This window comes from Streptomyces sp. NPDC088910 (assembly GCF_044749865.1).
GTDB lineage: Bacteria > Actinomycetota > Actinomycetes > Streptomycetales > Streptomycetaceae > Actinacidiphila.
Genome location: NZ_JBIVIV010000017.1, coordinates 46,396 through 65,584, shown reverse-complemented (window position 1 = coordinate 65,584; position 19,189 = coordinate 46,396). Strand labels below are relative to the sequence as shown.

The following is a 19,189-nucleotide window of genomic DNA, read 5'->3' as shown; positions in this document are numbered from 1 at the left end:
GGTCATGCTCGCTCTCAGTTTGTGCGCATATGCCTTCGAAGAGATCATCCAGTGGCGGTACGGCGCGGCAGGGGCCATCGCCGTCGGGCTGGTGGGACTCGGTCACAAGATGCGGAACACCACGTTCACCTGCATAGGGATCACCGCGATAGCGCTGCTGCTGGCGCAGTGACGGGCCGCGGAAAAGCGGGCAACCGGGTAAGTGGGTAAGCGCGGGGATCAGAAGACGTCGGGGCACCAGGGCCGGCGTGGGGTGCGGAACAGGGCGTCGGCTGTCCTGGCCGCACCCGTTCGGTGTTCGGAGACACGGCCGAGGGCGGCGAGGCGGACCGGGGACTCGTCGCCGAGGTAGAGGCAGCCGAGGTCGGCGACGGACAGGGAGAGGTCGGCGGAGGCCGGGGTGGGGGTGCAGGAGGCGGCGCCCGAGGGCGAGGTCTCCAGGAGGAAACGGCCGCCGGCCAGGCCCGCGGGGTCGTGGACGTCGAGCACGAGGGCGGCGGGGCCGCCCGCGTAGGTGCGGGCGGACAGGGCGGCGGGCACGTCGAGCATCCGCAGCCACATGAAGTCGGCGTAGGTCTCGGTGCGGGCGGCGCGCGGGTCGCCGAGGAGCAGCGGCAGGAGGTCGTCGGGCGCGCGGTGGCCGGACTTCAGCAGCGTCACCCAGTCCAGCGCGAGCAGGAAGCGCCACAGCGCGGTCTCGGCGGCCGGGGAGGCGGCGATCAGCCCGTGCACGCTCAGCTCGACCTTGGGGAACTTGCCCGGCCAGTGCTCTTCCTTGGCGGCGTACGCGGCCAGGCCGTCGACCCGGCCGTCGGCGTCGCGGTAGACGACGAAGAAGGGCTCGGTCCACGGCTGGGAGTCCAACGGCCGCTGTCCGGTGTTGACTTCCCACCAGTAGGGGGTGCGGTTGATCGCGCCGGGCGTCACCGCGCGGACCCGCTCGTGCAGCGCGGGGCCGACCTTGCGTACGTCCTCGACGGTCACGAGGTCCACCCGGCCGCCGTCCGTCGGGCCCGCCCAGCGCCGGTCGAGGCCCGCGCGCGGCACGTCGATCTCCCAGTCCGTCACCCAGGTCGCCGCGCCGAAGCCGTACCGTCCGTAGATCGGATATTCGGCCGCGACCAGGATCGACACCGGCTCGCCGCGCTCCTTGGCGGCGGCCAGGTCGGCCGCCATCATCCGGCTGGCCAGGCCGCGGCGGCGGTGCGTGCCGGTCACGGACACGTTCGTGACGGCGGAGGCCGCGACGGCCGCGCCGCCGGGCACGGTGAGCTGGCGCGGCATGCTGCGGAAGGTCGCCACACAGCGGCCCTGGTCGAAAGCGCCCTGCGTACGGCTCAGGTCGAACGCGGCCCTGCGGGCCTCGACCTCCGCCGCGCTCACCGAGGGCGCGAGATGGAAGCCGGCGAGCTTGGCCCGCACCCAGTCGGCGACATCGGATTCGGCCAGCGTGCGGATCTCAGGGCTCGAGGTCATACGCGCACGCTACGGACGCCCCCGGCCGTCCGCACCCGAATTTCGGCCGGGGAGCCGCCGGGCGCGCCGACCCGCCGCCACCGCGCGCCGAACCGCCGCCACCGCGCACCGAACCGCCCTCACCCCGCGCCGACCCGCCGCCACCGCGCGCCGACCCGCCCTCCCCCGTCCGACGGCACCGTCCTCACCCGTCCGACAGCAGGTCGTCCACCTTCGCCTCGCCCTCCCGGTACCGCCGGGTGATCTCCGCGCTGCACCCGTCCACCGTCTGCTGGAGGGCCTGGCGGCGGCGTGAGACCTGCTGCTCGTTGCGGACCAGGCGGCCCATCGCCGCGTCCAGCTCCGGGTCGGTGCGGGCGTCGAGGTCGGACAGCTCCACCTCGGCGAGCATGTCCTCGGCGAGCTGCCGCACCCGCTCGGTCAGCGGGGTGCCGAGCGTGACGTGGCGGGCGGAGGAACGGACCCGCGAAGGCCCGTCGGTCAGGATCTCCGAGAGCCGGTCGAGCACGGGCGACGTACTCGGCGCGTCGGGGCCCTGCCCCGCGGCCGTACCGCGCGCGTCCCGCCCGCTGCGCCTGGCCTGCTCGGCCTGGAGGATGTCGATCCTGCCGTGCAGCATCCGCCGCAGATACGACAGGTCGGCCTCCTCCTGCTGCGCGTCCCTGCGCAGCGCGCGCAGCGCGCCCAGGTCGAGCGCGCCGAGGTCGGGCGCGGGCAGGTCGGCGAGCGGGTTGCGCGGCGCGGGCGTGCGCAGCGGACCCCGTGAACCCAGCGGACCAGATCCGTCGGCCTTCAGCATGCGGTGGCCCTTCGTGGTGGGCGCCGTCGGTACGGCAGTGCCGGAAGTCTCTCCAGCGCCGGAAGTGGTCATGCCTGTTGTCCCCTCCGTGGCGGCGCCTGCGCCGCCACCCTTCCGATGCTGCCACCTGCCCCTGTCACCCCGCAGCGACTCTGCACCCGAACGGCCGTCGCAACTGTTGTGCGAAGCCGCCGACCGGGCGTACGTTCCCCTCCCCGCGCTCCCCCTCACCCGTGTGGGTGGCGTGCGGGCGCGGCAGGCCACAATGGGCGCATGCGAGCGGTGGCCCAGCGGGTGAGCGAAGCGGAAGTCGTGGTCGACGGGGAGAGCGTCGGTGCCATTACGGGGCCCGGCCTGTGCGTCCTGGTCGGCGTGACGCACGACGACACGAAGGAGAAGGCCGCGGCGCTGGCCCGCAAGTTGTGGACGCTGCGGATCCTGCCCGACGAGCGGTCCTGTTCCGACATCGGCGGCCCGCTGCTCGTCATCAGCCAGTTCACGCTTTACGGTGACGCCCGGAAGGGTCGCCGCCCCACCTGGAACGCCGCGGCGCCCGGCGACCTCGCCGAACCCCTGGTCGACGAGGTCGTCGCCCAGCTCAGGGCGCTCGGCGCGACCGTCGAGACGGGCCGGTTCGGCGCGGACATGAAGGTCTCGCTGACGAACGACGGCCCGTTCACAGTGGTCATCGACATGTGAGGCGGCACCCGCGCCCCGAAAAGCCACACGCGCCAACGGACCTACGGCGCCACGACCGTCTCCTGCGACGCCGCCGTCTGCTCCGCCATCAGCACCGCGTCCTCCGGCGTGTTCCGCTTCACCAGGGCCAGTGCGATCGGCCCCAGCTCCCAGTGCCGGGCCGAGGACGTGACGAAGCCGATCGCGCGGCCGTCCTCGCCGTCCGAGGCGAGCCGGACCGGGGCGCCGTGGCCCGGCAGCCGCACCTCGCTGCCGTCCAGGTGCAGAAAGACCAGGCGGCGCGGCGGGCGGCCGAGGTTCTGAACGCGGGCGACCGTCTCCTGTCCGCGGTAGCAGCCCTTCTGGAGGTGCACCGCGGTCTCCAGCCAGCCCAGCTCGTGCGGGATCGTACGATGATCGGTCTCCAGGCCCAGCCGCGGCCGGTGCGCCTCGATGCGCAGCGCCTCCAGGGCCAGCGCGCCGATCGGCGGCGCGGCCTTCGCGGCGAAGGACTCCAGCTCGGCGCGCGGCACGAAGACGTCCCGGCCGTACGCGGTCTCCCGTACGGCCCACTCCGACGGCACCGCCGTGATCGAACCGGCGGGCAGGTACACCACCGCGTAAGCGTCCGTGGCGTCCGCGGTCTCGACGCGGTAGAAGAACTTCATGCTCTCCAGGTAGGCGAGCAGCGCGCCCTGCGTGCCGGGCTCGACGTGCATCCAGGTCGTGGTGCCGTCGTCCACCAGGTACAGGGCGTGCTCGATGTGGCCGTTCGCCGACAGGACCAGCGCCTCGGTCGCCTGCCGGGGGGGAAGTTTCTCGACGTGCTGGGTGAGCAGCAGGTGCAGCCAGGACAGCCGGTCGTCGCCGGACACCGTCACCACACCGCGGTGCGACTGGTCCACGAAGCCGGTGCCGTCCGCGAGGGCGCGCTGCTCGCGGAAGAGGTCGCCGTAGTGCGCGGCCACTCCCTCGTCGGGGCCCTCGGCGAGGACAGCGCCGGGCAGCGACAGCAAAGGACTCTTCTTCACGCCGGTGGTCGCGCCGTCCGTCATGTTCACGCCGTCAGTCATGCCGTCAAGACTACGACTCCGCGCCGGTGCTACGACTCCGCGTCCGAACGCCTGTCCGCGCAGTCCCGGCAGCGGCCGAATATGGCGAAGTGCTTCATGTCCGTCTCGAAGCCCAGCTCCGCGCGCAGCCCGTCCTTCAGTGGCTCGGCCAGCGCGACCGGCACCTCCGTGACGGAGTCGCAGTCGCGGCAGACCAGGTGCATGTGGTCGTGCCGGTCGGCGAGGTGGTACGTGGGGGCGCCGTGGCCGAGGTGGGCGTGGCTGACCAGGTCCAGCTCTTCCAGCAGCTCAAGGGTCCGGTAGACGGTGGAGATGTTGATCCCCGAGGCGGTCTTGCGGACTTCGCACAGGATGTCGTCGGGCGTCGCGTGCTCCAGTACGTCCACGGCCTCCAGCACGAGCTGGCGCTGGGGCGTGAGCCGGTAGCCGCGCTGCCGCAGATCGGTCTTCCAGTCGATGGTCACCACACGGCCAGTGTAGGACCGTCCCGGAAAGCCGACCGTCCCGGAAAGGCGACCCTGGCTTCCCCGGCGTACGCGGGGCGCGGACCCGGGCGTACGCGCGATGCCGGGGCGTACGGCCGGCTCCGCCTCCGTGGAGCCCGGCCTACTTGAAGAAGGCGATGCCGTCGTCCGGCAGGTCCTTCAGGTCGGCGGCCCACTCCCGCGGGTCCACGACCTTCTTCAGGTGCGCCGACATGTACGCGCGCAGCGGCACCGCGGGGGTGGCCTTCTCGCCGACCCACATCAGGTCGCTGTTCACGTACCCGTACAGCCGCTTGCCGCCGCTGTAGTCGGGCGCGCCCGCGAGGCGTGCCACGGCGTCCGTGACCAGGTCGATCTGCGGCTTGCCGTCGGCCAGCTCGCCGGTCCAGATCTCCACGACGCCCTCGTCACGCGTGGTGGTGACGTCGACCTTGCGGTCCTTGTCGATCCGCCAGAAGCCGCTCTCGCTCTCCAGCGGCCTGACCTTCTTGCCCGCTTCGTCCAGCACCCACGAGTGCGAGGTGTACTCCAGGAACGGGCGGCCGTCGTGCGTGAAGACGACCTCCTGCCCGAAGTTGCACTTCTCGGAGCCCGGGAAGTCGTGGACGCCCGCGCCCTCCCACCGGCCGAGCAGGAACACCAGCGGTACGAGGTCGGGGTGCAGGTCGGACGGGATCTCGATCATGTCAGCGCTGGCCCTGGTAGAGCTTCTTCACCGCGTAGAACGCGAAGAGCGCGACGCCCAGGCAGACGAGCACGAGCAGGGCGTCGTAGACATACTCAATTTGCACGGGACGTGCTCCTCGGACGGATCATGCGGACGGGCCGCGCACGAGTCTAGTGCGCCGCCCGTCCGAAGGCGCGGCCAGGCCGCGTGACGTGCGCCCCAGCGCCCCGCCCCGCCGCCCGCCGCCCGCGGCTTCAGGCACTCAGCCGAGCAGCTGCGCCTGGAGCCGTACGGTCTGGCGGAACGGCACCGCGGGTGTGCCCCGCTTGACGCCCGCCTGCCGGCCGGTCGACTGCACGACCAGCGCCAGCGTGTCCCCGGCGTGGACGAAGGCGTACCGCGTCGCCGTGTCGTCGTACGGCGGGGTCTGGGCGTACGCGGAGACGGTGACGGGGACGGGCAGGGAGTCCGACTCCACGGAGTTGTCGCCCTCCTTGCTGTCGACGCCGGTCAGCGTCGTGTACTCGGCGCTGGTGGCGTAGTCACCGGCGTAGGCGGTGCTGACGAACTGCACGAGGTAGATCTGCGTACGGGTGCCGTCCGGCATGGACCAGGCGCGGCCCGCGATGTGCCGCAGGCCCTGTGCCGTGAGCGTGTTCCCGGCGGCGGCGCGGTCGCCGACGTCGAACCGCCCGACGTAGTCCTCGGCGGGCACCCAGCCCTTGACGCCGGGCAGCATGGTGTCCTCGACGGCGCCTTCGGGCAGCGGCAGCAGCAGTGACCTGAGGTCGGCGTAGTGGCGGCCCGAGGGGTTGACGCCCGTGTCCAGCGCGCCCGGCTTGCCCGCGGGCAGTTTCGGCAGCGCCAGCGGCGGAAACGTCCACCGGCCGTCGTCCGGCGTCTTGAGCCCCGGCACCTTCGTCCGCTCCGGCTGCGTCACCGCGTACGCCGTCGCCCCGCCGAACGCCGCGAAGACCAGAACGGCGGCCGTCCACCGCGCCAGCGCCCGCAGCCGCCGCCTCGGGCGGCGGGCCACGGGAAGGAGGTGCGGCTCGACGGCCGGCGCGTCGCCGGGCCCCTGGGGCGCCGGCCGGGACTCGGAAAGCCGCTCCGGCTGAGACGGCGGCTGCGGCGCGAGGGGGGTGGCGGGCTCAGCCGCAGGCGAATTGTCGGGCATCAGACGGCCTCTCCCGGGTCCTTGATGCGGTCGAGTTGCTGGGCGAGGAGTTTGGCGGCCTCGTTCTTCTGGAGCGGGACGACGCCGGAGGCGGTGACCGTGACCATGAGGTCGCCCTCGGTGGCCTGGCAGAGCATCTCGTCGAGTTTTTCGCCGGGCTCGGTCGGCGGCAGCACGCACGTCGCGCCGGGGTGGCCGTCGATCGTGGGCCCGTTGCGGAAGACGCCCAGCGCCTTGGTGAACTCGGTGAAGTAGTCGGTCTGGGCGTGCGCCGCCGTTTTGTTCTTCATCTGGACGATCTCGATCTCGACGATCAGATTCTCGATCGACCGGTACGTCCGCATGCCCGCGCCCTCGATGTGCAGCTGCGCGAGAGCCTTCTCCGTCTTCGCGCGCTGCTTCTTCGTCAGCCCGCCGAGGTCGCCCTTGACCAGGTCGGCGGCCTTCGTCGCGTTCAGTTCCACGTCGTTGCCGAAGCCCTCGACGTCCGGCCCCGGCCCGTAACCGGCGGGCATCGGCAGCAGCAGCTCGCTCAGGCTGCCGTAGTGGCTGCCGCCGGACTTCGCGCCGAAGTCCTCGGTGGCGGTCGGCGCGGGCGGCGTCCAGGGCGTGGCCACGGCGGGCTTGGCCGACGTGCCGTCGTCGCGCTGCTTCAGCACCGCGTAGCCGATCCCCCCGCCCGCCGCGACGGCCACCAGCGCGCCGACGGCGATCAGCGCGGGCCCGCGCCGCGACCGTACGGGAGCGGGCACGGGTGCCGGAGCGGGCACGGGCGCGGGAGCGGGCGGGGGTACTGCCGGGGGCCCGAAGGGGGCGGCGGGGACGGACGGCGGTACGTTCTCGGGCTCGTCGGTCACAGCCGCTCCAGTTGCCGCTTGATGAGGGACAGGACGGTCTTGACCTTGACCGGGTGCTCCGAGTCCAGGACGACCTCGACGAAGAGGTTGCCGACGCGGGCGAATCCGATGCCCCGGTACTGGGGCAGATAGCCGTCGCTCTCGTAGGGCCTGCCCGAACCCCACGCCTGGCCGTCGGCGGTGCCGGGCACGGGCGTGTTGTGGGCGAAGTGCGGGTTGGTGCCCGCGGCTCCCACCTGCTCGGTGAGGTGCCTGCCGGTGTACAGGGTCGCCTCGTCACGGAACTGCACGACTTCCACATGGGAGAAGTCGTGGCGGGCGTCCGTCCAGCCGGCGCCCGCCACCCGGCGGAAGTCGTTCTGGGCCAGCCGGGTGAAGGCGATGTCGGGGCGGCCGTAGCCGTCGGCGTATTCGACCAGCGACTGCCAGCCGCGTTCCAGCTCCTTCGTGCCCTTCGTCTTCGGTGTCGGCACGAGCAGTTTCAGCAGGTCGCCGTCGTAGACCGCGTTCCGGTCCTGGGCGACGGGGAGGGCCGGGACGTCCGGGCCCGTCCCCTTCGGCTGCGCCAGCGCGGGGCCGGTCAGCGGGGGCAGCGGCGTCGGCTCACGGTCGTGCTGGATCTTGTAGCCCACGCCTCCCCCGGCCAGCACGCCGAGCACCAGCGCGGCGGCGATCAGCAGCGTCGTGCGCCCGCGCGGGCGCGGCGGGTGCGGCGGCGTGGGCGGGAGGTCCGACGCGGGCGGCGTGGCCGGGAGGCCCGGCGCGGGCGGCAGGGGCGGGAAGTCCGGCGCGGGCGGCGCCTCGGGCTCCGGCTCGGGGCCCCGCTCCTGGGCAGGGGTGTCTTCGGACAGGGACAAGGGGATCTCCACGAGATGGTTCGGAAGGAGAAGGTCGCGCGGCGGGACCCGAGGTCAGTGACCGGTCTTCAGCCGCTGGAACTGGGCGTCGAGCAGGCGCTGGACCAGCGCGGCGGACGGTGCCTTGCCGCCGGTCAGGGTGATCGTGATGTGGACGTCGCCCTGGTGGGCGACGGCGACCACGGCGCTGGTGCTCTCGGCCGAGGAGGACTGGAGGTTGTAGGCGCGGGCCGGATAGGCGGTGGTCAGCGGAATCCGGGCACCCTGGTACGAGTGCTGCGCGTCGTACGCGGCGGTCTGTTCCGCGCTGCCGAAACGGATCAGCCGGGCGCTGACCTCGAAGGCCCCGTCCCCGGTGAGGTACGTGCGGTAGGCGCCGGTCCGGAAGCCGTACGTCTTCAGGGCCGCTCGGGCGTCGGACGGGTCGGAGGCGCTGCCCGCGATGTCGTCGGCGGTGTACGGCGAGCCGTCCGGGTCGCCGTAGACGTCGGCGTCCGAGGGCGCGGGGAGCAGGAAGAAGCGCAGGTCACCAGTGTGGACGCCGTGCGAGACCCGGCCCGGGACGCGCGCGGCGGCCGTGGGGGCTGCCGAAGAGGGCGTGGCCGCGCCGGTCGTCGGGGCCGCTGTCGCGGCGGAGGGCCTGGCGGGCGGGGCGACGGACGCGTCGGCGTGGCCGGAGGAGGAGCCGAGGGCGACGACCGCCCCCGCTGTCACGGCCGCCACGGCGACCAGTCCGGCCACGGCGCCGAACAGCGCGCCACGGCCGCGGCGGCGTACGCCACCGTCGTTCAGTTCCACAGAAGCCCCCCCGGGCGTACACGCGTGCGATGCACGCGGACTCGCATTATGTCGAGACGACACAGCGGCTTCACAACGAAATTTGCCGACGCCTGCGTGACGTACGACACAACCGGAGGGCAGAGGTGCCACCGGTACGGGTGCGGTGCGGCTCCGGGACGGCTGCGCCTACGCTGGCCGGATGGCGAAGAAGCTCGTGATCAAGGTGACGGCGGGCGCCGACGCGCCCGAGCGGTGCTCGCAGGCGTTCACGGTGGCGGCGGTCGCGGTGGCCAGCGGAGTGGAGGTCTCGCTCTGGCTGACCGGTGAGTCCGCGTGGTTCGCGCTGCCCGGCCGCGCGGCGGAGTTCGAGCTGCCGCACGCGGCGCCGCTGCCGGATCTGATCGACGCGGTGCTCGCCGCCGGGCAGGTCACCTTGTGCTCGCAGTGCGCGGCCCGCCGTGACATCAAGGAACAGGACGTCATCGCGGGCGTACGGATCGCGGGCGCGCAGCTCTTCGTCAGCGAGATCATGCCGGACGGCGTGCAGGCGCTGGTCTACTGAAGGCGCGGGCGCTACGGCGGACCGCCGCGGTCCAGCTCGTCCCACCACCGGTCGGACTCCGGGTCGCCGGACGAACCGTAGCTCTGGCGCTCGGACCGCGCCGGGGTCATCCTCCGGTGCTCCTCCATCGAGGTCGCGCCCGGCGGGGGCGGGTCATCGCGCTCTTTCCCGGTCGGCTTGCGCTCCTCGGGCCGCAGCGGCTCCTCGTCCCACCACCGGTCCTCAGGGCCCTTCCGGTTCGCCACGATCGCCGCGACCGGCGGGATCACCATCGCCACCAGGCACATCGCGATGGCCGCCGGCACCGACCAGATGCGGACAACCGACCACGCCATGACGAACAGCACCACGCAGGTGCCCATCATGGCGAAATACCAGTGACGGCGACGCGCGTTCACCCTTCAACGGTACGTCCGCCACGCCGGATCAGCACCCGCCGCGCACCCCCCGCCGGACGGAGTCCCGGAACAGCGAAGGGCCGCGCCCCCTTGCGCGGGGTGCGGCCCTTCACGGCGGGGTCAGACCGCGATGGCGACCTCGGACGGGGCGCCCTGCTGGGCGACGACGGTGCGGTCGACGGTGGCGCCGGGGACGAGGGCGCGGAGCGTCCAGGTACCGGGGGCCGCGAAGAAACGGAACTGCCCGGTCGCGGAGACCGGCACCTCGGCGGTGAACTCGCCGCCGCCGTCGAGCAGCCGGACGTAACCGGTGACCGGCTCGCCGTCGCGGGTCACCGACCCCTGGATGATCGTCTCTTTCGCCACGTCAACTCCTGCCAGATCGGGCCCACCGGCCTTGGCTCCACACATAACGTTCAGTCCTCCGGGGTCAGTTGGAGCCGAGCTCGATCGGAACGCCGACCAGCGAGCCGTATTCGGTCCACGAGCCGTCGTAGTTCTTGACGTTGGCCTGGCCGAGCAGCTCGTGCAGCACGAACCAGGTGAGCGCGGAGCGCTCGCCGATGCGGCAGTACGCGATGGTGTCCTTGGCCAGATCGACCTGCTCCTCGGCGTACAGCGCCGTCAGCTCGTCGTCCGACTTGAAGGTGCCGTCGTCGTTGGCGTTCTTCGACCACGGGATGTTGCGGGCGCTCGGCACGTGGCCGGGGCGCTGCGACTGCTCCTGCGGGAGGTGCGCCGGGGCGAGCAGCTTGCCGGAGAACTCGTCGGGCGAGCGGACGTCGACCAGGTTCAGCGAACCGATCGCGGCCACGACGTCGTCGCGGTAGGCGCGGATCGAGGTGTCCTGCTCCTTGGCCTTGTACGTGGTCGCGGGGCGCTCGGGCACGTCAACGGCCAGGTCGCGGGAGTCCAGCTCCCACTTCTTGCGGCCGCCGTCGAGCAGCTTCACGGAGTCGTGGCCGTACAGCTTGAAGTACCAGTAGGCGTAGGAGGCGAACCAGTTGTTGTTGCCGCCGTAGAGCACCACGGTGTCGTCGTTGGCGATGCCCTTGGCGGACAGCAGCGCCTCGAAGCCGGCCTGGTCCACGAAGTCGCGGCGGACCGGGTCCTGGAGGTCGGTCTTCCAGTCGATGCGGACGGCGTTCTTGATGTGGTTCTTGTCGTAGGCCGAGGTGTCCTCGTCGACCTCGACAATGACCACCTTGGGGTCGTCGATGTGGGCCTCGACCCAGTCGGCGTCCACCAGGACGTCACTGCGGCTCATCTTGTTTCTCCTCCGGGGCAGTACGGATGTGCGGTGCGCGACGGGCGCGCGGGGCTTGCGAGGGATACGCGATGCGCGTGATGCGCGGGGATTCGCCTGGCAGGCAGGGGAGGCAGGCTGCGCCGGGGGCCGTTACGGCCGGCATCGGCACGGAGGAACCGCCACCCCTAGGGCATGCGACAGAGCATGGCGGCGACGCGGCACAGGTCGACTGCCCGCCGCTTCGTGAGATCCGCCTGTCGCTTCATGGTCCCGATCGTAGGGATATCAACCCGTAGGTGTCACCGTCGTGTCATATACCGAGACAAGATTGTCCGCATGGCGGAATCACCATGCCACGCAACCCGTGTCTCGGCCCGTCCGGCGGCCTGCCGACGGCGTACGAGCGGCTTAATACCCCATGCCGGACCGTTCCGAACCACCCGATCGGGCGATACGGTCACCCCGCCCACCTGCGGAGGACTGCGGTACGGACACCGCCGTCTCAGTTGGCGAGAACGACGTTCTTGCCGCCCGCCGCCACCGACAGCCCGTCCGGCGTGCTGGTCACGGACGTCAGCGCGATCCCGGAGGGCAGGTGGGTGAGCTGCCGGGTGAAGTCGATCTGCTGCCGCACCTGGTCCTCCAGGCCCAGCTCGGTGAACGCCTTCGGCAGCTCCGCCGCCTGGAGGCCGATCTCGTCGGCGCCGCGCACCGTCACCTCGCTGAGCACGCTCAGCCTCGCGCCCATGAACTCGCCGGTGATCTTGACCAGCGCGCCGCCGTCCTTGCTCTTGGCGTCGCCCGCCGACGAGACCGTGATCCCGGTGGGCGCGGCCTTCGTCAGGTCCTCGTAGGTGAGGAAGGCGATGCCGTCGGCGGTGTCCGCGACCGCCCGCCGGTAGCTGTCGGAGAGCCGTACGCCGTGCAGGTCGGCGTGGAAGGAGTCGATCCGCAGGGTCTGCTCGCCGTTGCCCGCCGCGATGTCCTTCGCGGAGATCTTGACCTCGTCCAGCTTGCCGCCGGCGGCCTGGGTGAGGAACGGGAAGCCCTCGATGGACACCTTGGGCTTGGTGGTCAGGCCCTCGGTGAGCGCGGCGCGGTCGGCGGCCTTGTTCTGCGCCACCGACACCGTGATCCGGTCGGCCGCGACGAAGAGGCCGCCGAGGATCACCAGGACGATCAGAACTGTCCGCGCCACTCGCATGTGCTGTCGCTCCCCGCTCGTTCCCCGCTGATCTCCCCTCAGCCCTGACGGCGGGGCAGACCCGACGGTTCCCCTCGCGGCCAACCGTTACCGCGGCTCAATCCGCCCTTCACACGGTGCGCACGTGACCTGTGCGCCGCCTGTGCGAACAATTCACCGCCCGCGCGGACGGACCACCGCCCAGGCAGACGGATCATCGCCCGCGCGGACGGATCACCGCGCGGGCGGATCGAGCCGGTGGTCGCCGTCAGCCCGCGAGGACGCGGCCGAGGATGTAGACGGCCGGGGCCGCGGCGGTCAGCGGCAGCGCCACACCCGCGGTGAAGTGCACGAAACGGGACGGGAAGTCGTAGCTGGCGACCCGCAGGCCGATCAGCGCGCAGACACCGCAGGCCGCGGCGAGCAGGACGGCGTCCCCGCCGCTCATCCCGGTGGCCGGTCCGGTGGCGAAGCCGGTGGCCGCGGCGGCCAGCAGCGCCACGACGACGGAGGCGGCGCCCGGCAGCGGGAGGGCGCGGACGAGGGCCGCCAGGGCCACCGCGACGGCGCCGACCACGACCGGATCGGACCCGGCGTCGGAGGCCGCGGTGGCGAGGTAGCCCGCCGCGACGACCGTGAGCAGCGTGGACGCGGAGGTCGCCGTCAGCGAGGACATGCGTTCGTCGGCCGAGCCGTGGTGCCGCAGTTGCAGGACGAGCACGAGGAGCAGCCATACGCCGAGGGTGCCGATCAGCACCGCGGGGCCGTGGTCGTCACCGGCGATCAGCAGGCCGATGTCGGCGGTCACGCCGGACAGGAACGCCAGCGCGATGCCCTGCCGGGCGGGCCACATGCCGTTGAGCCGGAACCATCCGGCCGCCGTCACCGCCTGGAGCACCACCAGCAGCACCGCGAGGCCCGGCTTGCCGAGCGCCGCGCCACCCGCCATCAGCAGGCCGAGCGCCGCCGTCAGCGCCGCGGGCTCCAGCCCGGGGGCGATGATCGGTGAGCCGGTCCTGACCGGTGCCTGCGGCTGCCCCTGGGCCGGGGACTGGCCCTGGCCCTGGCCCTGGTCGCCGTGCCTGCCCGGCGTCTGCTGCGGCAGGCTCTCGACCACCGGCAGCACGGCGGTCTGCTCGACCCCGCCCGCCTGCGGGTGCGGGTGCGCCGCCCCCTGGGCCCAGTCCGCGCCTCCCGCGTGCCCGCCCCACGCGTCCCCGGGCGTCGGCGGCGCGTACGGCGCCCCCGGCTCCGAGTACGGCGGCATGGGCCCGGCCAGTGGCTCCGGCACGTACGTCCGGCCGCCGTCCGGGTGGTCCCCGTATTCGCGCGCGCCATACCCCTCGTCGTGGCCGCCGACCGGATAGACCCCGGCCCCCTGACCGGCGTGCCGGCCGCCGCCGTCCTGACCGTCACCGGCGTACGCGCCACCGGGCGCCGCGTACCCCTGACCCGCGTATCCCTGACCCGCGTATCCCTGACCCGCGGGCCCGCCGGGTGCCTGGCCGCCGTACGAACCGCCGCCGGTTCCGCCGTACCCGGCGTCCTGGCCCGCGCCGTGGCCGCCGCCCGGATACGCGGTCCCGCCGTTGTCCCCGGGCGCTCCGTACCCCGCGGCCGGGTAGCCCTCGGGCGCCTGGCCGCCGTACGGGCCCCCGTGGCTGCCGTACCCGGAGTCGTGTCCCTCGGGTGCGTAGGAGCCAGGGACGTAGGTGCCGCCGTGGCCCTCGGCCGGGTACGTGCCGGGGAGCTGACCGCCGTAGCCGGGGTCGTAGCCACCGCCGGTACTCGCGTCACCCGGGGCTCGGTGCCTGGCGTGGTTCGGGTCGGACGGGGAGCGGCCGTCGTGGTCGCCCTGGGCGGTGTCCGGGTCCGCGGGCCGCCGGCCGGATTCGTCGCCGGGCTGGAAGCCGTGCCATTCGTTGGTCATGTCATCCTCCCGCGAACGGTGGGAGGACCTCCACCGTGCCGCCGTCGGCCAGTTTGACCGAAGTGTGGTCCCGGGTGCCGACGGGGTTGCCGTCGACGAGGTATGAGCTGCGCAGCAGGACGCGGGCGAACTCCGGGCGCTGGGCGTGCCGTTCGCGTGCGGCGGCCAGGGCGTCGGCGAGGGTCGCCGCGCGGTACGGCTCCTCCGCCGTGCCCGCGGCGGCCTTGGCGGCGGCCCAGTAGCGGATCGTGCCCGCCGCCGGGCGCGCGGCCGTGTCGGGTGCGGCCATCGCGGCTCCGTCCTTCGTTCTGTCCTGTGCTCGCCGTGCGTGTCACTCGCCGTACGTGTCACTCGCCGTGCGTGTCTGACGTGTGGTGCGGCGTCCATCATGGCCCGTCCACGTCACCTCGCGGGAACGCGGCCCGTCAGCCAGTCGCCGATCCGGCGCAGCAGCGCGTCGTCCGCGGCGTTCTCCGCGTGGCCGAAACCGGGTTCGATCCACAGCTCCGCCCGGTCCCGCCCGGCCGCGTCGGCCAGCGAGAGCGGGTGGTCCAGCGGGAAGTATCCGTCCCGGTCGCCGTGCACGATGAGCAGCGGGATGTCCGGGTCGATCAGCGGGACGGCCTCGACCGGGGAGAGCGGCACCGGGTCCCAGTCCGCCGCGCGGATGCGGGTCTTCAGGCCGAGCCGCGAGACCAGGCGGCCCGCCGGGCGGGTGATCGCCCAGTGCACGCGGCGCATGGGCGCGGTGCCGCGGTAGTACCAGCGGGCGGGCGAGCTGACGGAGACGACCGCGTCCACACGCGCCGGTGAATGCGCCGTCGTGCGCCCGTCACGCGCCGGGCGCACGACCCCCCGCCCGTTCCGTCGTACGTCGCCACGTACGCCGTCCCCGCCTGCGTCGTTGCCGCGTACGTCCTGAGGCCCCGCCGCCGAGCACACCGCCGCGTGCACCGTCTGTCCCGCCGCGTGCCGCAGGACCACGGAGCCGCCCATGGAGAAGCCGACGGTGGCCACCCGCCGGTAGCCGAGGCGGCGGGCCCAGGAGACGGCCGCGTCGAGGTCGAGCACTTCGAGATCGCCGACCGTGGACAGGCCGCCGGACCGCCCGTGACCGCGGAAGGAGAAGGTCACGACACCGGCCGAACCGCCGAGGACACGGGCCGCCCTGCGCACCGCGGGCCGCTCCAGCGCACCGGTGAATCCATGGGCCACGACGATCGCCAATTCGCGCTCTTCGGCCATCGATTCGCGCACTTCGGCCGCCGATTCACCCCTCGAATCGGCGGCCGATTCACGGGTCGTTTCGACGCGCCGGACATCACCTGTCCGGTCCGCCGTATCGACCGCCGATTCCGTGTCCGCGGGCCGGTGTTCCGCCTCGATCCGTACGCCGTCGGCCGTCAGGAGCGTTCTCCGCCCAGCGGCATTACCGTCGCCGGAAGTGATCGGTGCTACACGGAAACGCTGGTCATCGGTCTCGGCAGGGCTGTCCATGTGGGCTATTCTTCCGTGCAAGAGGACCTGGGCAATGTCGCCCCCGGGTCCTTTCGTGCTTTCCGGCACGAGGTACGTCCTCGCAGGGACCGAGGAGGGTTCGGAAATGAGCAAGCGCACCGCGTGCGGAAACCGCGCACAGCCACGAGCACACCGACGAAACGTCCGGACGACCGACGGGAGCTGCCGGTGAGTTCTCTCCTGCTTCTGACCAATGCCCTCCAGCCCTCCACCGAAGTGCTGCCCGCGCTCGGGCTGCTGCTGCACAGCGTCCGCGTGGCGCCCGCCGAGGGCCCGGCCCTGGTGGACACCCCGGGCGCCGACGTGATCCTGATCGACGGCCGCCGCGATCTGCCGCAGGTGCGGAGCCTGTGTCAGCTCCTGCGCTCGACCGGGCCCGGCTGCCCGCTGATGCTGGTCGTCACCGAGGGCGGACTCGCCGCGGTGACCGCGGACTGGGGGATCGACGACGTGCTGCTGGACACCGCGGGTCCCGCCGAGGTGGAGGCCCGGCTGCGGCTGGCCATGGGCCGCCAGCAGATCACCACGGACGACAGCCCGATGGAGATCCGCAACGGCGACCTGTCGGTCGACGAGGCCACGTACAGCGCGAAGCTCAAGGGCCGGGTTCTGGACCTGACCTTCAAGGAGTTCGAGCTGCTGAAGTACCTGGCGCAGCACCCGGGCCGGGTCTTCACCCGCGCCCAGCTCCTCCAGGAGGTGTGGGGCTACGACTACTTCGGCGGCACCCGCACGGTGGACGTGCACGTACGGCGGCTGCGCGCCAAGCTCGGCGTGGAGCACGAGTCGCTGATCGGCACCGTCCGCAATGTCGGCTACCGCTTCGTGACCCCGGAGAAGGTCGAGCGGGCCGCCGAGGAGGCCGCCAGGAGCGAGGCCGCGCAGGGCCGCGGGCCGCAGCGTTCCGACGAGCCCGCGGACGTCCCCGTCGAGCGGCTGAAATCCGCCGAACAGACCGTATGACGAGCCATGTGACGACTGGATAGACACGCGTAGACTGCGCGACGTGCCCAAGGTGACGCGTGACGACGTGGCAAGGCTGGCGGGGACGTCCACCGCGGTCGTCAGCTACGTCATCAACAACGGACCCCGGCCGGTAGCCCCGGCCACCCGCGAGCGCGTGCTCGCGGCCATCAAGCAGCTCGGCTACCGCCCGGACCGTGTGGCCCAGGCGATGGCGAGCCGCCGTACCGACCTCATCGGCCTGATCGTGCCCGACGCGCGCCAGCCGTTCTTCGCGGAGATGGCGCACGCGGTGGAACAGGCCGCGTCGGACCGCGGGAAGATGGTGCTGGTCGGGAACTCCGACTACCTCGACGAACGCGAGGTGCACTACCTGCGGGCCTTCCTCGGCATGCGGGTCTCCGGGCTGATCCTGATCAGCCAGGGCCCCAGCGAGAACGCGGCGACCGAGATCGACGCCTGGGACGCGCGTGTGGTGCTGCTGCACGAGCGGCCCGAGGCGATCGACGACATCGCCGTGGTCACCGACGACATCGGCGGCGCGCAGCTCGCCACCCGCCACCTGCTGGAGCACGGGCACGCGTACGTGGCCTGCCTCGGCGGCATGGAGAAGACGCCGGTGATCGGCGACCCCGTCACCGACCACGTGGTCGGCTGGCAGAGGGCCATGCAGGAAGCGGGGCGGTCCACGGAGGGCCGCCTTTTCCAGGCCCCGTACAACCGGTACGACGCCTACGAGGTCGCGCTGGGCCTGCTGGCCGGGCCCGACCGGCCGCCGGCCATCTTCTGCGCCACCGACGACCAGGCGATCGGCGTGCTGCGCGCCGCGCGTGAGCTGCGGATCGACGTGCCGGAACAGCTCGCGGTCGCCGGGTTCGACGACGTGAAGGAAGCCGCGCTCGCCGATCCGCCGCTGACCACGGTCGCCTCCGACCGGCAGGCGATGGCCAGGGCGGCGGTGGACGCGGTGCTCGACGACTCGCTGCGGGTGCCGGGCGCCCGGCGCGAGCGGCTGCGGCAGTTCCCCTCCCGGCTCGTGGTGCGGGGGTCGTGCGGCTGCCACGGGTAGCCGCGGGAGCCGGGGCGCACGGCCGCCGCGCGTAGCCGTACGCGCGGCGGCGCACGGGCGGCGGTGTGCGGGCGGTCGCGGGCGGCGGTGCGCGGGCGGTCGGGACCGGGTGTTCCCGATCTTGTTTATATGGGGCATACCCACTTCTGCCGGGCTTCTCAGCGAGTGCTCAGGAAGCTCTCATCTTCCGGGCACAGAGTCATTGTCATGACCGAGAGCAGCCGCACCGGCGGCGAACACCAGAACCCGGACGAACCGCAGCTTCCGCTCTACTTCGGCGATGAGGCCCCCCAGGTCTCCGAGCCGGAGGCCCCGCAGTACCGCCAGGCCCCCGACTACGACGCCCCCTCCGCGACCGGCTTCCCGCCGCCGCCCCCGTACGACCCCGCCACGCCCGCCGTCGCCGGGGCGTCGCCCGCTCCCCGCCGCAAGGCCCGCAAGCCCGTCGCGCTGTTCGCCGCCGTCGCGCTCGCGGCCGGTGTGATCGGCGGCGGCGCGGGAGCGCTGATCGGCAACGCGACGCACGACAACGGCACGACGACGACGGCCAGTTCGGCGGTCAACGCGAGCGTCGTGAACGGCAGCGTCAGCAGCGTGGCCAAGGCGGTCAGCCCCAGCGTCGTCGAGATCAACGCGACGTCCGGCGCGGGCAAGTCCACCGGCGCCGGTGTCATCATCACCAGCGGCGGCGAGATCATCACCAACAACCACGTGGTCGCCGGATCGACCTCGGTGTCCGTGACGTACAGCAACGGCAAGACGGCCACCGCGACGGTGGTCGGCACCGACTCCGCCAAGGACCTCGCGCTGATCAAGGTGCAGGGTGCCAGCGGACTGCCCGCGGCCACGCTCGGCGACTCCTCGAACATCGCCGTCGGCGACTCGGTGGTGGCCATCGGCTCCCCCGAGGGCCTGACCGGCACTGTCACCAGCGGCATCGTGTCCTCGCTCAACCGCGACGTGACCGTGTCCACCGACGAGAACCAGGGCCAAGGCCAGGGCGGCCAGGGCAACGGCCAGTGGCCGTTCTCCTTCGGCGGCAACCAGTACAACGGCGACACCGGCAACTCCACCACCACGTACAAGGCGATCCAGACCGACGCCTCGCTCAACCCCGGCAACTCCGGCGGTGCCCTGATCAACATGAGCGGCCAGATCATCGGCATCAACTCCGCGATGTACTCGGACGCGTCCTCCTCGGGCAGCAGCTCCGGCAGCGTCGGCCTCGGCTTCGCGATCCCGATCAACACCGTGAAGTCCGACCTCGCGAGCCTGCGCGCGGGCGGCACCAGCGGCAGCGGCACGACCGACAACAACGGCAGCAGCAGCAGCGGGAACGGCAACGGGAGCAGCGGCGGCGGTAACAGCGGCGGCGGCTTCGGCGGCTTCTGAGCCGACGGGACCGCGGGCACGCGGAACCGCTGAGGGGCCGCCCTCGCCTCTCCGCCCCTCCGCCTCACCGACCCTC

At 72.6% G+C, this 19,189-nt stretch carries 23 protein-coding genes; 6 read left to right on the top strand and 17 right to left on the bottom strand.

The genetic code is table 11. The features are described from left to right. Positions 1-4 precede the first annotated feature (4 nt). Positions 5-172, top strand: a complete 168-nt coding sequence (locus ACIP4Z_RS31565; RefSeq protein ID WP_355341949.1) for a hypothetical protein — start codon at positions 5-7, stop codon at positions 170-172. Between the two features lie 47 nt (positions 173-219). Here ACIP4Z_RS31565 and ACIP4Z_RS31560 read toward each other — a convergent pair whose 3' ends face one another. Beyond that, the gene (locus ACIP4Z_RS31560; protein WP_401313736.1) at positions 220-1,476 is read right to left on the bottom strand and encodes a GNAT family N-acetyltransferase; all 1,257 of its coding nucleotides are present in this window, start codon (positions 1,474-1,476) and stop codon (positions 220-222) included. A gap of 184 nt (positions 1,477-1,660) precedes the next feature. Further along, positions 1,661-2,347 carry an ABC transporter substrate-binding protein gene (locus ACIP4Z_RS31555; protein WP_391049725.1) on the bottom strand — a complete coding sequence of 229 codons (687 nt, stop codon included), beginning with the start codon at positions 2,345-2,347 and terminating at the stop codon, positions 1,661-1,663. A 201-nt stretch (positions 2,348-2,548) separates the two neighbouring features. Between ACIP4Z_RS31555 and dtd the strand changes: the two genes are divergently transcribed. After that, a complete protein-coding gene (gene dtd, locus ACIP4Z_RS31550) occupies positions 2,549-2,974 on the top strand; it encodes a D-aminoacyl-tRNA deacylase (protein ID WP_391049727.1) in 426 nt (141 codons plus the stop codon). Between the two features lie 41 nt (positions 2,975-3,015). On the opposite strand, the gene ACIP4Z_RS31545 is transcribed toward dtd, so the two are convergent. From ACIP4Z_RS31545 to ACIP4Z_RS31515, 7 genes are all read right to left on the bottom strand, one after another. Then, positions 3,016-4,026, bottom strand: a complete 1,011-nt coding sequence (locus tag ACIP4Z_RS31545) for a folate-binding protein (RefSeq protein ID WP_355341940.1) — start codon at positions 4,024-4,026, stop codon at positions 3,016-3,018. Between the two features lie 29 nt (positions 4,027-4,055). Continuing rightward, positions 4,056-4,493, bottom strand: a complete 438-nt coding sequence (locus tag ACIP4Z_RS31540; RefSeq protein ID WP_355341937.1) for a Fur family transcriptional regulator — start codon at positions 4,491-4,493, stop codon at positions 4,056-4,058. Positions 4,494-4,632: 139 nt separating this feature from the next. After that, positions 4,633-5,196, bottom strand: coding sequence for an FABP family protein (locus tag ACIP4Z_RS31535; RefSeq protein WP_355341934.1), 564 nt, complete (start codon positions 5,194-5,196; stop codon positions 4,633-4,635). A 244-nt stretch (positions 5,197-5,440) separates the two neighbouring features. After that, positions 5,441-6,214: a hypothetical protein gene (locus ACIP4Z_RS31530; protein ID WP_401313732.1), complete on the bottom strand. Its 774-nt coding sequence runs from the start codon at positions 6,212-6,214 to the stop codon at positions 5,441-5,443. 140 nt (positions 6,215-6,354) lie between these two features. Next, complete coding sequence (locus ACIP4Z_RS31525) at positions 6,355-7,212, bottom strand: hypothetical protein (protein ID WP_401313730.1); 858 nt, start codon at positions 7,210-7,212, stop codon at positions 6,355-6,357. Next, the gene (locus ACIP4Z_RS31520) at positions 7,209-8,069 is read right to left on the bottom strand and encodes a hypothetical protein (RefSeq protein WP_401313728.1); all 861 of its coding nucleotides are present in this window, start codon (positions 8,067-8,069) and stop codon (positions 7,209-7,211) included. The genes ACIP4Z_RS31525 and ACIP4Z_RS31520 overlap by 4 nt, the downstream gene beginning before the upstream one ends. A gap of 54 nt (positions 8,070-8,123) precedes the next feature. Then, complete coding sequence (locus ACIP4Z_RS31515) at positions 8,124-8,867, bottom strand: hypothetical protein (RefSeq protein WP_401313726.1); 744 nt, start codon at positions 8,865-8,867, stop codon at positions 8,124-8,126. Positions 8,868-9,048: 181 nt separating this feature from the next. Here ACIP4Z_RS31515 and ACIP4Z_RS31510 point away from each other — a divergent pair, with 181 nt between their 5' ends. Continuing rightward, positions 9,049-9,411 carry a DsrE family protein gene (locus ACIP4Z_RS31510; RefSeq protein ID WP_355341920.1) on the top strand — a complete coding sequence of 121 codons (363 nt, stop codon included), beginning with the start codon at positions 9,049-9,051 and terminating at the stop codon, positions 9,409-9,411. Positions 9,412-9,422: 11 nt separating this feature from the next. Here ACIP4Z_RS31510 and ACIP4Z_RS31505 read toward each other — a convergent pair whose 3' ends face one another. From ACIP4Z_RS31505 to ACIP4Z_RS31470, 8 genes are all read right to left on the bottom strand, one after another. After that, positions 9,423-9,809, bottom strand: coding sequence for a DUF3099 domain-containing protein (locus ACIP4Z_RS31505; protein ID WP_355341917.1), 387 nt, complete (start codon positions 9,807-9,809; stop codon positions 9,423-9,425). Between the two features lie 120 nt (positions 9,810-9,929). After that, complete coding sequence (locus tag ACIP4Z_RS31500; RefSeq protein ID WP_355341914.1) at positions 9,930-10,220, bottom strand: DUF1416 domain-containing protein; 291 nt, start codon at positions 10,218-10,220, stop codon at positions 9,930-9,932. Positions 10,221-10,239: 19 nt separating this feature from the next. Beyond that, on the bottom strand, positions 10,240-11,076 hold the full coding sequence (locus ACIP4Z_RS31495; protein ID WP_355341911.1) for a sulfurtransferase: 837 nt from the start codon (positions 11,074-11,076) through the stop codon (positions 10,240-10,242). A 167-nt stretch (positions 11,077-11,243) separates the two neighbouring features. Further along, positions 11,244-11,324 carry a putative leader peptide gene (locus tag ACIP4Z_RS31490; protein ID WP_355342331.1) on the bottom strand — a complete coding sequence of 27 codons (81 nt, stop codon included), beginning with the start codon at positions 11,322-11,324 and terminating at the stop codon, positions 11,244-11,246. Positions 11,325-11,560: 236 nt separating this feature from the next. Beyond that, positions 11,561-12,262, bottom strand: a complete 702-nt coding sequence (locus ACIP4Z_RS31485; RefSeq protein ID WP_355341908.1) for a DUF2993 domain-containing protein — start codon at positions 12,260-12,262, stop codon at positions 11,561-11,563. A 247-nt stretch (positions 12,263-12,509) separates the two neighbouring features. After that, entirely contained in the window at positions 12,510-14,171 is a 1,662-nt protein-coding gene (locus ACIP4Z_RS31480; RefSeq protein WP_401313723.1) for a hypothetical protein, read from the bottom strand. Position 14,172: 1 nt separating this feature from the next. After that, complete coding sequence (locus ACIP4Z_RS31475) at positions 14,173-14,460, bottom strand: MoaD/ThiS family protein (RefSeq protein ID WP_355341902.1); 288 nt, start codon at positions 14,458-14,460, stop codon at positions 14,173-14,175. Between the two features lie 113 nt (positions 14,461-14,573). Continuing rightward, a complete protein-coding gene (locus tag ACIP4Z_RS31470; protein WP_401313720.1) occupies positions 14,574-15,416 on the bottom strand; it encodes an alpha/beta hydrolase in 843 nt (280 codons plus the stop codon). A 441-nt stretch (positions 15,417-15,857) separates the two neighbouring features. Here ACIP4Z_RS31470 and ACIP4Z_RS31465 point away from each other — a divergent pair, with 441 nt between their 5' ends. The 3 genes from ACIP4Z_RS31465 (at position 15,858) to ACIP4Z_RS31455 (ending at position 19,113) form a co-directional block, all read left to right on the top strand. Beyond that, entirely contained in the window at positions 15,858-16,652 is a 795-nt protein-coding gene (locus tag ACIP4Z_RS31465) for a response regulator transcription factor (protein ID WP_355341896.1), read from the top strand. 43 nt (positions 16,653-16,695) lie between these two features. After that, a complete protein-coding gene (locus tag ACIP4Z_RS31460; RefSeq protein ID WP_355341893.1) occupies positions 16,696-17,721 on the top strand; it encodes a LacI family DNA-binding transcriptional regulator in 1,026 nt (341 codons plus the stop codon). Between the two features lie 207 nt (positions 17,722-17,928). Then, positions 17,929-19,113, top strand: a complete 1,185-nt coding sequence (locus tag ACIP4Z_RS31455) for a S1C family serine protease (RefSeq protein WP_401313717.1) — start codon at positions 17,929-17,931, stop codon at positions 19,111-19,113. Positions 19,114-19,189: the final 76 nt, after the last annotated feature.